The sequence below is a fragment of the Parablautia muri genome, assembly GCF_009917485.1.
GTDB classification, from domain to species: domain Bacteria; phylum Bacillota; class Clostridia; order Lachnospirales; family Lachnospiraceae; genus Suilimivivens; species Suilimivivens muri.
This window is the reverse complement of sequence record NZ_QZDT01000002.1, coordinates 150,669-165,543: the sequence shown is the minus strand read 5'-3', so window position 1 is coordinate 165,543 and position 14,875 is coordinate 150,669. Positions and strand designations below refer to the sequence as shown.

The 14,875-nt window shown below is 43.6% G+C and carries 11 protein-coding genes and 1 pseudogene; 8 read left to right on the top strand and 4 right to left on the bottom strand.

Annotated elements, in window-relative coordinates:
• The first annotated feature begins 94 nt into the window (after positions 1–94).
• Entirely contained in the window at positions 95–664 is a 570-nt protein-coding gene (scpB, locus tag D5281_RS02810; protein WP_160558627.1) for an SMC-Scp complex subunit ScpB, read from the top strand.
• Between the two features lie 66 nt (positions 665–730).
• On the opposite strand, the gene D5281_RS02805 is transcribed toward scpB, so the two are convergent.
• Entirely contained in the window at positions 731–2,053 is a 1,323-nt protein-coding gene (locus D5281_RS02805) for a D-alanyl-D-alanine carboxypeptidase family protein (RefSeq protein ID WP_277935137.1), read from the bottom strand.
• A 324-nt stretch (positions 2,054–2,377) separates the two neighbouring features.
• On the opposite strand from D5281_RS02805, the gene D5281_RS02800 reads away from it, so the two are divergent.
• From D5281_RS02800 to D5281_RS02780, 5 genes are all read left to right on the top strand, one after another.
• Positions 2,378–3,808 (top strand): acyl-CoA carboxylase subunit beta, encoded by a 1,431-nt coding sequence (locus tag D5281_RS02800; RefSeq protein ID WP_160558626.1) that lies wholly within the window; start codon positions 2,378–2,380, stop codon positions 3,806–3,808.
• A 17-nt stretch (positions 3,809–3,825) separates the two neighbouring features.
• Positions 3,826–4,551 (top strand): OadG family protein, encoded by a 726-nt coding sequence (locus D5281_RS02795; protein WP_277935136.1) that lies wholly within the window; start codon positions 3,826–3,828, stop codon positions 4,549–4,551.
• 46 nt (positions 4,552–4,597) lie between these two features.
• Positions 4,598–4,972, top strand: a complete 375-nt coding sequence (locus D5281_RS02790) for a biotin/lipoyl-containing protein (protein WP_160558624.1) — start codon at positions 4,598–4,600, stop codon at positions 4,970–4,972.
• A 220-nt stretch (positions 4,973–5,192) separates the two neighbouring features.
• On the top strand, positions 5,193–6,344 hold the full coding sequence (locus tag D5281_RS02785) for a sodium ion-translocating decarboxylase subunit beta (RefSeq protein ID WP_160558623.1): 1,152 nt from the start codon (positions 5,193–5,195) through the stop codon (positions 6,342–6,344).
• A 167-nt stretch (positions 6,345–6,511) separates the two neighbouring features.
• A complete protein-coding gene (locus tag D5281_RS02780) occupies positions 6,512–7,939 on the top strand; it encodes an oxaloacetate decarboxylase subunit alpha (RefSeq protein ID WP_160558622.1) in 1,428 nt (475 codons plus the stop codon).
• A 102-nt stretch (positions 7,940–8,041) separates the two neighbouring features.
• On the opposite strand, the gene D5281_RS02775 is transcribed toward D5281_RS02780, so the two are convergent.
• The gene (locus tag D5281_RS02775; protein ID WP_160558621.1) at positions 8,042–8,929 is read right to left on the bottom strand and encodes a metallophosphoesterase; all 888 of its coding nucleotides are present in this window, start codon (positions 8,927–8,929) and stop codon (positions 8,042–8,044) included.
• Positions 8,930–9,017: 88 nt separating this feature from the next.
• Positions 9,018–9,932: a DUF4474 domain-containing protein gene (locus D5281_RS02770; protein WP_160558620.1), complete on the bottom strand. Its 915-nt coding sequence runs from the start codon at positions 9,930–9,932 to the stop codon at positions 9,018–9,020.
• Positions 9,933–10,397: 465 nt separating this feature from the next.
• Between D5281_RS02770 and D5281_RS02765 the strand changes: the two genes are divergently transcribed.
• On the top strand, positions 10,398–12,731 hold the full coding sequence (locus D5281_RS02765; RefSeq protein ID WP_160558619.1) for a DUF4125 family protein: 2,334 nt from the start codon (positions 10,398–10,400) through the stop codon (positions 12,729–12,731).
• 128 nt (positions 12,732–12,859) lie between these two features.
• On the opposite strand, the pseudogene D5281_RS02760 reads toward D5281_RS02765, so the two are convergent.
• A pseudogene (locus tag D5281_RS02760) lies at positions 12,860–13,381 on the bottom strand (N-acetylmuramoyl-L-alanine amidase family protein); the annotation flags it as partial.
• Between the two features lie 103 nt (positions 13,382–13,484).
• On the opposite strand from D5281_RS02760, the gene D5281_RS02755 reads away from it, so the two are divergent.
• Positions 13,485–14,843 carry an MATE family efflux transporter gene (locus tag D5281_RS02755; RefSeq protein ID WP_160558617.1) on the top strand — a complete coding sequence of 453 codons (1,359 nt, stop codon included), beginning with the start codon at positions 13,485–13,487 and terminating at the stop codon, positions 14,841–14,843.
• The last annotated feature ends 32 nt before the right edge of the window (positions 14,844–14,875 follow it).

Sequence of the window (14,875 nt, the reverse complement as noted above, 5' to 3'; positions counted from 1 at the left end):
GAGAGCGTTTGCGCTGGTAAGCCAGCCGGTTAGGTGCGATGGCGTTTGAGCTCATTTACGATGCCGCGTGGCGGCAGCATGGAGGTAGTGGAATTTGGACAGGCAGAAAGAAAAAGCCATATTGGAGGCCGTTCTTTTTACCATGGGAGAGTCTGTGGAAATAGAAAGGCTGGCGGCAGTGATTGAGGAGGATAAAAAAACCACCAGAGAATTACTTTTGGAGCTTAAGCAGGAGTACGAAAGTAAGGAAGGCGGAGTGACATTGATGGAGTTAGAGGATTCTTATCAGATGTGCACCAAGGCGGAAATGTATGAATATCTGATAAAAATTGCCAAGACACCGCGTAAGTATGTGCTCACGGACACTATTTTAGAAACCCTTTCCATTATTGCGTATAAGCAGCCGGTAACCCGTGCTGAGATTGAAAAAATCAGAGGAGTAAGCTGCGACCATGCGGTAAACCGTCTGGTGGAATTTGGACTTATTGCGGAGGTAGGGCGGATGGATGCGCCGGGCCGCCCCCTGCTTTTTGGGACCACGGAGGAATTTTTAAGAAGCTTCGGGGTAAAATCTTTAGAGGAGCTTCCTGAACTTTCAGCGGTGCAGATAGAGGAATTTAAAGCCCAGGCCCAGCAGGAGGCGGATGTGCAACTGGAAATATAGCATAAGCAGGCTATATACCAAAGTTATTATCCGGTTCTTTTCCGCACATTTTTAAAGAGCGGCTTTCTATAGCGTATATCGTTGGAGAATCTGTGAAAGGCACCAGGAAAAGTCGATGGCGGGCACAGATTGGGAGGTAAAGATATATTCTATTTTGTATACTGTTTCATCGACAAGATATCGTATGGTGCCCACCTGGGTTCCCGCTTCTATGGGAGCCGTCAGTTCCGTAGCGGCCTGAAAGTCAACCTGAATGCTTTCGTCTTTTTTCAGAAGAATGCCATCATCAGCAGAAGGAGCGTTATCGGTGTGTTCCCCATTTTCAGAGGAAGGCGCTGTTTCCAAAGGCCTTGCTATTTCCACATCCACATATGCGGTGGCGCCAAGACGGTCTGTCTGCCCGTTAAGGACTTTTATGGGTTTTAACTGACTTTCGTCAAAGGCGGCCTCCGATAGGGAGTGGTATTCAAAATGGTCAAGACCATAGTTCATCAGGGTTTTGGTATCGCTCCACTTATAGGTTTTATTGTTCGGCCAGCCACAGGCCAAAAGGGCAACCACATAGGTTCTGTTGTCCTTTCGCAGGGCGCCTACGTAGCAATAGCCGGCTGTGCCGGTAAATCCGGTTTTTCCGGAAAGGGCCCCATCCATCATGGACAGGAAGGCATTGTGGTTGTTGCACTGAAAGGTACGGCCGCCCCCCACGAACTGTCCGTCCGTTTCACGGTAATTTTCAAAGGAATAGGAGGGGGTGCGGGTGATGGCAAGGAAATCTTCTTTTTTGGGAGAGTCCATGATACAATAGGACATGATTCTGGCAAGGTCAGCAGCGGTTGTGGAATGCACTCTTACGGTGCCGTCTTTGGCGGTAGCAGTAGCGTCAAGCCCGTTTGGTGTTATAAAGAAGGTGTCATGACAGCCAATCTCTTTTGCTTTTTGGTTCATCATATCAGCAAAGCTTTGGGTGCTTCCGGCAATATGCTCTGCTATGACCACGGCAGCATCGTTGTGGGATTCAAGCATCAGGGAATAGAGCAGGTCTTTTAGCCGGTAGTATTCGCCTTCTTTTACGTAGAGCTTCACCTTGGGCATACTGGCAGCGTAGGAGGAGGCTATGGCATAATCTTCCGGATTTCCATTTTCAAGAGCCAGAATACAAGTCATGATTTTGGTAGTGCTGGCCATGGGCATAACCTTTTGCCCATCTTTTTCGTATAAGATACGTCCTGATGCGGCGTCCATTAAAACTGCCGACTGTGCGTAAAGCGAAAAATCCGGCGTATCTTCTTCGTTGGCATATACGGCCAATGGAACTAAAAGGTTTGGAAACAGGAGAAGAGAAAGCAGCAGCGCTGTAATTTTCATGAGGGTTTTTCCGATAGGCTTCATAATGATTGGCATCCGATTAGGTAGTTTTTCTTTAAATTTATATGTATGGAAACGAGAGAATTATACCTGGCTCTTATTGAGAGGTGAAAGTAAATAAATTGAAAGGTGAAGGCCTGAAATTTGAAAAGTGCCGGCGCAACAACCTGGCATGTGTGAATCGTAAAGAAAAATTTAAAACAGGTGTTAAAAAAATGTAAATTTTGAAAAATTTTCTCTATGCGATTGGTAACATTTGTGGTATACTGCTATAGACGAAATAATGGGGATACTTGTGCCCCGCGGCTATAGTTATAATTTATTTCATATAAAATGGAGGGCTGAAAAATGAGTACTACTTCACAGGCGAGTCAAAGAATAGCAGCTTTGCTCGATGAAAACAGTTTCGTTGAAATTGGTGCGCTTGTTACGGCAAGAAGTACTGACTTCAATCTGAAACAGACAGAAACTCCTTCTGACGGTGTAATTACCGGTTATGGAGTGATAGGCGGCAATCTTGTGTATGTATACAGTCAGGATGCGTCCGTGTTAAACGGAAGCATTGGCGAGATGCATGCGAAAAAAATTGCAAATCTCTATGATCTGGCACTGAAAATGGGAGCACCCGTGATCGGACTAATTGAGTCCGCCGGATTAAGGCTTCAGGAAGTAGCAGATGCGTTAAACGGTTTTGGGGAGATCTACAAAAAGCAGGTGTTAAGCTCCGGCGTGATTCCTCAGATCACCGCTGTCTTTGGCAACTGCGGCGGCGGCCTTGCACTGATTCCAACATTGACAGATTTTACTTTTATGGAAAAAAAGAATGCAAAACTGTATGTGAACGCACCTAATACGCTGGATGGAAATGTAGTCAGCAAATGCGACACTTCAACTGCCGCTTTCCAGAGCGAGGAAGTAGGTATTGTTGATGTGGTTGCAGATGAAGCGACACTGCTTGGAAAGATAAGGGAACTGGTATCTATGCTGCCGGCTAACTGCGATGACGAGATGGTTTTTGAGGACTGTACGGATGACTTGAACCGTGCATGTGCGGACATTGCAGGCTGTGTGGGGGATACTTCCATTGCATTATCCCAGCTTGCGGATGATGGGGCAGTATTTGAAGTAAAAGCAGACTATGCGAAAGAAATGGTAACGGCGCTTATCAGATTAAACGGCGTGACCATTGGCGCGGTGGCTAACCGCAGTGAAGTGTATGGTGAGGACGGAACCGTGACAGATAAGTTTGATGCGGTTTTGACACCGGAAGGCTGTGACAAGGCGGCAGATTTTATTAATTTCTGCGATGCATTTAATATTCCTGTGTTGTCCCTTACCAATGTAAAGGGCTTCAAGGCGGATAAATGTTCTGAGAAAAAGATTGCAAAGGCGGCGGCAAGGCTTACATATGCATTTGCCAATGCTACTGTCCCAAAGGTGAATGTAATCATCGGACAGGCGTTTGGCAGCGCTTATGTAACTATGAATTCCAAGGCAATCGGGGCGGACATTACCATAGCATGGCCGGATGCGCAGATTGGTACAATGGATGCCAAATTAGCTGCAAAGATTATTTGCGATGGGCAGGGGGCTGATGCCATTGATGCCTGTGCAAAGGAATATGCACAACTGCAGACAAGCGCGGCAGGCGCAGCAAAGAGAGGATATGTGGATCAGATCATTGAGCCGGCAGATACAAGAAAGTATGTGATTGGCGCCTTTGAGATGTTGCTTTCCAAGAGGGAAGACCGTCCGGCGAAAAAACATGGTACTGTTTAGAAAGGATGATACTTAATATGAAAAAATGGTTATTAGTATTAGGTATGATTACCTGTATGCTTGGTTTGACAGCATGCGGCCAGGAGGAAGAAGTAAAACCTCTTATGACACAGGAGGAAGCGGATACCTTGGGAAGGCAGGTTGTGGAAACCATTAATCAGTATGTAATCCTGCAGGCAAGGGATCAGGTAACCGACCAGGTGACCTTAAACGCTTTGGACAGCTGGGAAGCTGCTGCTGAGGATATGGGTGATTATGTAGAAATTATCGGGGTTGAATCCGAACTTGGTGAAAAAGACGGTGTAATTGATATCAGAGTAAAGGGTTCTGTCAGAGAAGCGATTGTTGAGATCGTAATTGAAAGAAATGCAATTACCACGATTTCTACTAATGTAGAGTATACATTTGGCGAAAAGATGGAAAAGGCAGCTTTGAATACCCTTCTTGGCATGGGAACCGTATTTTGTGTTCTGATTCTGATTAGTCTTATTATAGGATGTTTTGGCTTCATACCTAAGATTCAGGCTAAGTTTACCAAGGCTCCTGCAAAACCGGAAGTGAAAGCAGCGCCGGTAGCAGCTCCCGCAGTTAACGCTGCAGTGCAGGAAGAAGATCTGACGGATGATTTGGAACTGGTTGCTGTTATTGCAGCGGCAATTGCAGCCAGCGAAGGCGCTTCATCCACAGATGGTTTTGTAGTAAGAAGCATAAGACGTGCCGGAAACAAATGGCAGCGCGCTTAATGATGATAGAATGAATGATGAATGATAATCACAGGAGGATTTAGTAATGAAAAATTATACAATTACCGTAAACGGCAACGTATATGATGTAGTAGTAGAAGAAGGAGCATCCACAGGTGCATCCGCACCCGCAGCTCCCAAAACAGCGCCTAAGGCAGCTCCCAAAGCGGCTCCTGCAGCAGCGCCCAAGGCATCCGGCGCAGCCGGCAGTGTTAAGGTAGAAGCCGGTGCAGCAGGTAAAGTATTTAAGGTAGAAGCCAGTGTGGGCCAGGTGCTTAAGGCCGGCGATACCGTAATTATTTTAGAAGCAATGAAGATGGAAATTCCCGTTGTGGCGCCTCAGGATGGTACCGTAGCAAGCATTGACGTAGCAGTTGGCGATGCAGTTGAAGCAGGAGCATTGTTGGCAACTCTCAACTAATATGGCGGATGAGTATACAGACAGCTATACCCATAGCAAATTGCATAGCAGAATGCATATGCATAACAGATTACATTGCAAGATGCATCTTGAAATGCACAGCAAAATGCAGAGTTAGCGCATAACAAATCGTATTGTATAGCGATTGTATACTTGCGGATAGAGTGCCGGTTTGTTTCATGACAGGCATTTGTTGAGAAAACAACAGGAGGTAAAAGAAATGGATTATATCGTAACAACCCTGTCCAACCTGATTCATCAGACAGCGTTCTTTAATCTGACTTGGGGCAATTATCTGATGATCCTTGTGGCATGTGGGTTCCTTTATCTTGCGATTGCGAAAGGCTTTGAACCATTGCTTTTAACGCCTATCGCATTTGGTATGCTGCTGGTTAATATATACCCGGATATTATGATGAGCATTGAAGACTCGGCAAACGGTTCCGGTGGCTTACTATATTATTTTTATCTCTTAGATGAATGGGCAATTTTGCCGTCCCTGATTTTTATGGGTGTCGGCGCTATGACGGACTTTGGTCCCCTGATTGCGAACCCTAAGAGCTTTTTACTTGGCGCTGCAGCACAGTTTGGTATTTTTGCAGCATATTTTGGAGCGATTGCAATGGGCTTTAATGATAAAGCCGCAGCGGCAATCTCTATTATCGGTGGCGCGGACGGCCCTACTTCCATTTTCCTTGCCGGAAAACTGGGACAGACAGCTTTACTTGGGCCTATTGCAGTGGCAGCTTATTCCTATATGTCACTGGTGCCCATTATACAGCCGCCTATTATGAAATTATTGACAACAGAACAGGAAAGAAAAATCAAGATGGGACAGCTTCGTCCTGTATCCAAACTGGAAAAAATTCTTTTCCCGATTGTCGTTACCATTGTTGTCTGTATGATTCTTCCTACAACAGCTCCTTTGGTTGGTATGCTGATGCTGGGTAATCTGTTTAGAGAGTCAGGTGTGGTAAGACAGCTGACAGATACAGCTTCTAATGCGCTTATGTATATTGTCGTTATTTTGCTTGGTACATCCGTAGGCGCAACCACCAGTGCGGAGGCGTTCTTAAATCTTGATACACTTAAGATTGTTGCGCTTGGATTGATTGCTTTTGCATTTGGTACGGCGGCCGGCGTAATCTTCGGCAAGCTGATGTGCATTGCAACAAAGGGCAAGGTAAATCCGTTGATTGGTTCTGCCGGTGTATCGGCGGTTCCTATGGCAGCCAGAGTGTCACAGAAGGTAGGTGCGGAGGCGGATCCCACCAACTTCCTGCTGATGCATGCAATGGGGCCTAATGTAGCCGGTGTTATTGGTACGGCTGTAGCTGCCGGTACTTTTATGGCGGTATTTGGCGTATTCTAAGTAACTATTCAGCAGATTTGCGTATTTTGCGCAAACTGTAAGAAAATGATTCAGGAGTGTGAAAATCCATTATCGAAGACAGTTCAAAATGGATTTTTGCACATAACTGTGGTACTGAACAGTTACTATTCTAAGTAGATTGTGAATAATTTAAGGAGGAAATAGAAATGGCAGAACAGGCTAAAAAACCGATTGGCATTATGGAAACAGTTCTCCGTGATGCGCACCAGTCTCTGATTGCAACAAGAATGCCTACTGAGATGATGCTCCCAATCGTTGAAAAAATGGATAAAGTTGGTTACCATGCGGTTGAGTGCTGGGGCGGCGCTACATTTGATGCGTCCCTTCGTTTCTTAAAGGAAGATCCATGGGACAGACTTAGAAAGTTAAGAGATGGATTTAAAAACACAAAGCTTCAGATGCTCTTTAGAGGTCAGAATATTTTAGGTTACAGACCTTATGCAGATGACGTGGTAGATAACTTTGTTGAGAAATCAATTGCAAACGGTATTGATATTATCCGAATTTTTGACTGCTTAAATGACCTGAGAAACTTACAGGCGGCAGTTAACGCTACAAATAAAGTGAAAGCGCGCGAGGGCAGAGGCCATGCACAGGTTGCTCTCTCCTATACATTAGGAGATGCTTACACAATGGAATACTGGATGGATATGGCGAAGAAGATCGAGGAAATGGGCGCTGATTCTATCTGCATTAAGGATATGGCAGGTCTTCTTGTTCCTTACAAGGCATCCGAGATGATTGCTGCTATGAAATCAGCATCCAAACTTCCTATCCAGCTTCATACACACTATACATCAGGTGTAGCCAGCATGACATACATGAAGGCAGTAGAGGCCGGCGTGGACGTAATTGACTGCGCAATTTCTCCTTTTGCTATGGGTACTTCACAGCCTGCAACTGAAGTTATGGTAGAAACCTTCAAGGGAACACCTTATGATACGGGTTATGATCAGAATCTTTTATCTGAAATTGCTGATTACTTCAGACCTTACAGAGATGAATGCTTAGCCAGCGGACTTCTTAATCCTAAGGTCATGGGCGTTGATATCAAGACATTGCTGTATCAGGTACCCGGCGGTATGCTTTCCAACATGGTGAGCCAGCTGAAGGAGCAGAATGCGGAAGATAAGTATTATGACGTGCTTAAGGAAATCCCTCAGGTAAGAAAGGATTTAGGAGAGCCGCCGCTTGTTACGCCTTCTTCACAGATTGTAGGTACACAGGCAGTATTTAATGTACTTATGGGCGAGAGATATAAGATGGCTACCAAGGAGACGAAGGCAGTTCTGCGCGGCGAATATGGTCAGACCGTTAAGCCTATGAGCCAGGAAGTTATCGATAAGGTTATCCCTGGCGAGAAGAGAATTACCTGTCGTCCTGCGGATCTGATTGAAAACGAGATGGATAAGTTAGAGGCAGAGATGAAGGAATGGAAACAGCAGGATGAAGACGTACTGTCCTATGCATTGTTCCCTCAGGTTGCAACCGACTTCTTTAAATATCGTCAGGCACAGCAGGAAAAAGTGGATATGACACAGGCAGATACAAAGAATGCAGCATATCCTGTATAATTTCTATTGGAGAGTTCGTAAATATTCATATGTTAAGACCGGGCAGAGCGTTAGGCTCTGCCTTGTTTATTACAGTAAGCGGTCTATCATCTATTTTATTGATTATGCACAGGGAATAAATTGTTCCGTAATACGGGAGAGAATTTCCCTTGCAACATAAAGCGTCCTGTCTTTTTTTACGGATATGGTCCATTTGACCAGAGTAATTTCCCCGTGTTCAATTTCCAGGCAGGTGATACACCGGGGATGTACACAGCTGCCGGTATTGATATAATATGGGGAGGCCAGATCCAGGCGTGGTCTGTGCGTATGGCCGGTAATCAAAGTTTGATGCATATCTTCGGCGTAGTTGCTCAGTCTTTTTTCAATTTTATCTTTATGGGTATAGTTCTTGGCAGCGCTGGTGGGATCTAAAACTCCAAAATGCTCTAAAGGTTTCCAAAAATATCTGACAAGAAATCTGGCCAGTTTCCAGAATGTGGAGTTTAGAAGATCCGCCTGATGACCATGGGTGAGAAAAAGCTGATAATGATAACAGGTATTTTCCAGAATAATCCCTTCGTAAAAAATAAGGCCGGGGAATAAAGGCTGCATATGCTGGGTCTGGGTACAGAAGTAAGAAGAACAGGCCAAATTGCCATAGCCTTTCTTTTTCTTTTCCATATCATGATTTCCGTAGAGCATGTAGAGCCGGTTTTCCTTGTAGAATAAAGAAAGAAGCCAGAAGATATTATTATGGATTTCAATGATTTGACTCATTTTTCTGTTTTCCCATAGTTCATCCCCATCACCAAGTTCAATATAGGTAAATCCATGGGCATAGTAATGGTTAAGAGCTGTGAAATACAGATTTTGGTTTTTCAGGAAATTGTCATTGGAGGTTCCGTTCCCTCTGTGGCAATCACTTATGATGACATAGCGGCTGCACTTATTTAGTGGAAGAACAGGCGCATTTTCAAATGCCCGCTTAAGTCTTGATTGATAACTCATTTTTCCTCCATTTTGAAACGTTTACGCGAGTCTGCCAGCAGGGCATACTCAAAGGAGCTGCGGCGGAATCTTAAAGTCTGCGTTGCATTCAGCAGGATTTGTGACACCGGGTTTTAGGCTCCTTGTATTTATAGTAGCTGCGTAATTTCAACATTCTGCGGAAAGCAAAAGGAAGTAGATAATATAGGTAAAGAAGTCGGTCGATGGTGGATGAAAAATAATGTGTTACAAGTAGATAGATATGACAGCAAATGCGATTTGTAAATTGGGCCCATTTCCGAATTAAGCGTGCGAAGAAGCTGTAATGCCGGCTTGGACTGTCTTTAAGATGGATGCAGATTTCGTTGCCGCAGATTTTAACAAATTGTTTTGAAATACCAGTTTGATACAGAGAATTTAGAAAGCTGTAAAGCATCTCGCAATCAGGAAAGTGAATGGAAATGTTTTGGGACAGCTCATGGGGATTTGAAAAGATACCCATACAAAAGGCGGTAAGCCACCAGGTTTTTTTTGAAACGGTAGCTAAGGTTTTATTTTGTTTTATAAGACAAAAGGAAAGAGGGAGCATATCCTGATCGTCTACCGCATCGAACTTCGCGAAGGGCAGTGCATCCTCAGAAACAATTTCATTTGCATAATAGATGCCTATTTCGGCGCCGGTGTTGATGCCGTATTGGCCTTTCCAGAATTCTATCAGCCAGGTTCGATTCCGGTAAGGAAAATAAACCGGCAAACTGTCGAATACCATGTTGAAATGAGAGGCTGCATGGTCGTATAGTGCAGTATAGCCAGCGTGACGCTGCCAGGCATCATTTCTTGAAGAGATAATGTCCTGACATGGGTCATAACAATATCCCAGAGGTTCTATAAGGGAATTTAATAGTTCACATTTTTCAGTTGCGGTCATGGAGCAGACCTTCTTGACAGCCCATCGCTTACGACAAGTAGAACATACTATGACCAGCAACAAGGCAAAAATAATGATGATAATAGAAAAGTACATAAAAATAGATCCTACGGTAATATTTTAGTATATAATATGTAAAAAGGTCTCTTGGGTGTGCCACGGAAATCAATTTTCAAAGTTACTGTGTGCAGGCACACAGTAACTTTGAAAATTGATTTCCGTGTGGGTGCGCTTGAAAATTATGCAGGATGCAGTATAATATTATTGAACAGACGAATTTGTATTTGCGCCTGATTTTGCGGGATTTTCCAAATAGGGATTTTATGAAAGAAGAAATAAATTTCCGGAAATTTTGGCAAGGCAAATTTATAGGTTATTGGAAATATGGAGAAGTAGATTGAAAAATCATCCTGACGGCTGATTTTATCAATCTTCTATTTAAGCAGTATCGCAAGCAGGCTTGCGATATGCATGGGGATTAGTGTGAAAAATAAATTTTTCACACTACAAATTTGTGCTTTCGCCCAAATTTGAGGGCACTGGCAAGAATGGAGGATTAATATGATAATTGAACAAATTTTGGCACAACTAGATGAACTGTTTGCCCAGCACAAAGTAGATCAAGTGGAGAATTTTTTACTTGAACGGATAGATGAGGCGGTGGCGGAGGGAGATATGGCATCCCTTATTACGCTTTTAAACGAGATGATAGGCCATTATCGGGAAACGGGCGAGGCCGAAAAATCAATTTCCTGCTGCAGACAAGTATTGCTTTTGATGGAGGATGCAGGCTTAAAGGGGAGTGTGGCTTACGCAACAACGCTGCTTAATGTGGCCAATGCATGCAGGGCGGCAGGACTTTTGCGGGAATCTATGGTATATTTTCAGGAAGTAAACGAAATTTACGAAAAAAAGCTTACAGCTACGGATTTCAGGTATGCCAGTTTATACAATAATATGAGTCTTTTATTTCAGGAGATGGGTGATTATGAAAGCGCCTGCGATTGCTTGGAGCGTGCCCTTGGAATTGCAGTCATGTACAGTGAGGCCAGGATTGAAGTGGCAGTAACACATACTAATCTGGCAGCTTCACAGTTGAAGCTTGGTCGATACGAAGAGGCAATTGAAAACTTAAATAAAGCATTCTCTATATTTGAGATGGATGAGGATAAGGACTACCATTATAGCGGAGCACTTTCTGCTATGGGAGAGGCGCAGTATATGGCGGGGAACTTGGAGGAATCCGCCCGATATTATAAATTGGCATTAAAGGAAATAGAGCGCAATGTGGGAAGAAGCAAGGCATATGAAATAACCTTGCAGAACCTGAATGCTGTTACGGAAAAGTTACAAAATTTGCCGGTAAAAAACAGACAGTTTTCAAGCGGTATGGAGTTATGCCAGGCTTTTTATGAAGAATACGGAAAACCCATGATTCGTCAGAAATTTCCGGAATATGAGAAGGTCATAGCGGTTGGACTTGTAGGAGAGGGCTCAGAGTGCTTTGGGTTTGACGATCAGGTTTCAAGGGATCATGATTTTGGACCAGGTTTTTGCATGTGGCTGACGGAGCCGGTTTATGACGAGATTGGGGAAGAATTGCAAAAGGCCTATGAGGAACTTCCGTCCACCTATATGGGCATCACCCGCTTTACTACCGTAAAGGCACAAAAGAGGGTGGGGGTATTTCGGATTGGTGATTTTTATGAGAATCTGATTGGACTTAGAGATGTGCCAACTACGCAAAATCAGTGGCTGTTTTTGGAGGATTACAGGCTTGCAACAGCGGTAAATGGAAAAGTATTTCGGGATGATTTGGGGGAATTTTCGAGAATCAGAAAGGGAATACTTGCTTATTATCCTGAGGAGGTAAGAATCAAGAAGATAGCCAGAGAGGCGGCTTTGATGGCTCAGTCAGGGCAGTATAACTATTCCAGAATGTTCGGCAGAGGAGAGAAGGTTACGGCGGCGATTGCACTTGCGGAGTTTATGCGGCATACTATGGCTATGGTTTATCTTTTAAACCGCACTTATGCTCCTTTTTATAAATGGATGCATAAGGGAATGAAAAGGCTTGTGGTTTTGTCGGAAATTGGGGACATCTTAGATGCATTGGTGGATTTCCCGAATGGGGACGAGAGAATACCGCAGACCATTGAAATGATTGTGGCGCTTATTATTGCGGAAATGAAAAAGCAGGGACTTACCAGTGGGGAGGATAATTATCTGGATAATCATACGGATAGAATTTTGAGAAGTATTCCGGAAAAAGAAAAAAAGGATGATTCATTCAAATCAGCTCTTGTGGATGAATTGGTTTCTTTGGAATGGGAGGCCTTTGATAAGGTCGATAATGAAGGCGGCAGAGCAGACTGCCAGGATGACTGGAATACTTTTTCTATCATGCGTAAGAGCCAGTATGATACCTGGACAGAGCCTATGCTTAAGAGCTATATCAGGGATTTCCACAGAGCCAACGATAAAGGCTGGAATTTAATCACGGAAAAATATGCCCGGATGATGGAAAGTACAGCGTCTTTAAGATATGCGCAGATTAAGGATTCTCTGCCCAAACTTCCAAGTGTTAAAAAAGAAATCATAGAAGAAATTGTGAAGATTCAGGTAGAATGGATGGAAGAATTTGCCGCCAGCTATCCGAAGGCGGCTATGAATGCACGAAGCATCCACACCACAGAGGATACACCCTTTCATACTTCCTATGAGACATATTTAAGAGGAGAGATTTCTACCTATTCGGATGAAACTCTGGATTTATATGGGCGTTTTATCGCACAGCTTTGCAGGGAAGATAAGAATCTTGCTAAGATGATTATGACAAATACAGCGTTACTTTACGGATATGGTTCTTTAGAGGAACTGGAGGAAAAGTTATAAAAATTTTAAAAGAAAATCTATAAAGGGAAATTTATAGAAGGAAATTGTAAAAGAAAATAATAAGAGAATAATGAAAAGGGACTGTAAAAGGTAACAGTTCAGATGTGCTGAACTGTTACCAACGGTTAAAGAGACATGAGGATGCCATCGGCAATGGCCTGGGCAGTTTCCTGAAAACGTCCATCGAATATCAAGTTATCCTGTTGTGTGTTGATGAAACCTACTTCTACCAGCACGGCAGGCATATTCGTACGGTGAAGAACTGCCAAAGTAGGGTACTCGTTGACCCCTTGGTTGATAAAGCCTACCCCTTCTAACTGACGATTGATATTTTCCGCCATGCGTGCAGCTGTGCCGGAGCGGTTGTACACAAGAGATTCAACGCCGGAGTATTGATTGGGGTATGGACTTGAATTGCGGTGGATGGAGATGAAGTAATCGGCGCCAGAGGCATTTCCCTCGCTGGCTTTGTCCAGCGGGGCTTCATAAATATCTTCAGTTCGTGTATAAAGTACGTTGACACCAGAAGCTTTTAGTATGTCGCCAACTGCAAGGGTGAGCCGCAGGTTGTCGTCTTTCTCTTGGCGGCCGTTATAAGTGGCTCCGAAATCAGCTCCTCCGTGTCCGGCGTCTAAAATGATTGTAGCCATAGTAGTTTTCCTGAATATGTTTTTAGAATAATATATTTTTAATATAACAAATTTGTGCCTGAATTTAAAACAATAAGCTTCTGGCAGGAATGAGGAAACTTAAATGAAAAATAAAGTACAAAAGTCATATGAAATTGATATGTGCAATGGACCTCTGTTAGGTAAGATTATGCTTTTTTCACTGCCGCTTATGCTTTCTGGTATTTTGCAGCTTCTTTTTAATGCGGCGGATGTGATTGTGGTGGGACGATTTGCAGGAAATGAAGCGCTTGCAGCAGTTGGCTCTACGGGAGCTCTTACAAATTTATTGGTTAATTTATTCATTGGCCTCTCGGTTGGGGCGAATGTATTGGTTGCAAGATATTACGGTGCAAAGCAGGAGGAGGAAGTGAGCCAGACGGTACATACGTCTATATTGGTCAGCGTGGTAGGCGGTATCATGCTTATGGTACTGGGAGTTGTGACAGCCAAGCCACTGCTTCTTTTAATGGACACACCGGAAGATGTAATCAACCTTTCAGTGCTTTATATGCGTATCTTCTTTTTGGGAATGCCTGTTATGTTATTGTTCAGTTTTGGAAGTGCGATTTTAAGGGCAATAGGGGACACAAGGAGACCGCTCTTTTATCTTACGATAGCAGGTGTTATCAATGTGGCGCTGAATCTTTTTTTTGTAATTCAGTGTCGTTTGGGGGTAGCGGGAGTAGGACTGGCAACGGTACTTTCACAGTGCGTATCTACAGCACTGATCGTCAGGTGCCTGATGCAAAGCGATGGATGCTTTAAGCTTAATGTCAAACAATTGCGGATGGATTGGGATAAATTCAGAAAAATAGCGGCAATTGGTTTTCCGGCAGGAATACAGGGGTCTCTTTTTTCTATTTCTAATGTGCTGATTCAATCCTCTGTCAATTCTTTTGGCTCTGTGGCAATGGCCGGTAATACGGCAGGAAGTAATGTGGAAGGATTTGTGTATACTGCTATGAACTCCGTTCACCAGACAGCCGTAAGCTTTACAGGGCAAAATTTGGGAGGAAAGAAGTATGACAGAATTGGGAAAATTCTGTTGGAATGTGTTTTACTTGTGACAGCTATCGGACTTATTCTGGGAAATGGCGCATTATTCTTTGGCCATCAGATTCTGGGTTTTTATTCCTCCGACCCTGAGGTGATTGCTTACGGTATTCAGAGAATGCAGATTATCTGTTTTGTTTATTTTATCTGCGGTATTATGGACGTTTTGGTGGGAAGTATACGGGGGCTGGGATATGCGCTTATGCCTATGTTTGTATCCCTTATGGGAGCCTGTGTTTTTCGGGTGATTTGGGTATATACAATTTTTGCATGGAATAGATCCCTGCGTACTTTATATATTTCTTATCCGGTTTCATGGGCGCTTACTGCGTTTGTCCATATGATATGCTTTCTTGTTGTATATAGAAAAATAAAAAAGAACGGATAGATTGAAAACGAAAGATATGAATCAACAAATTT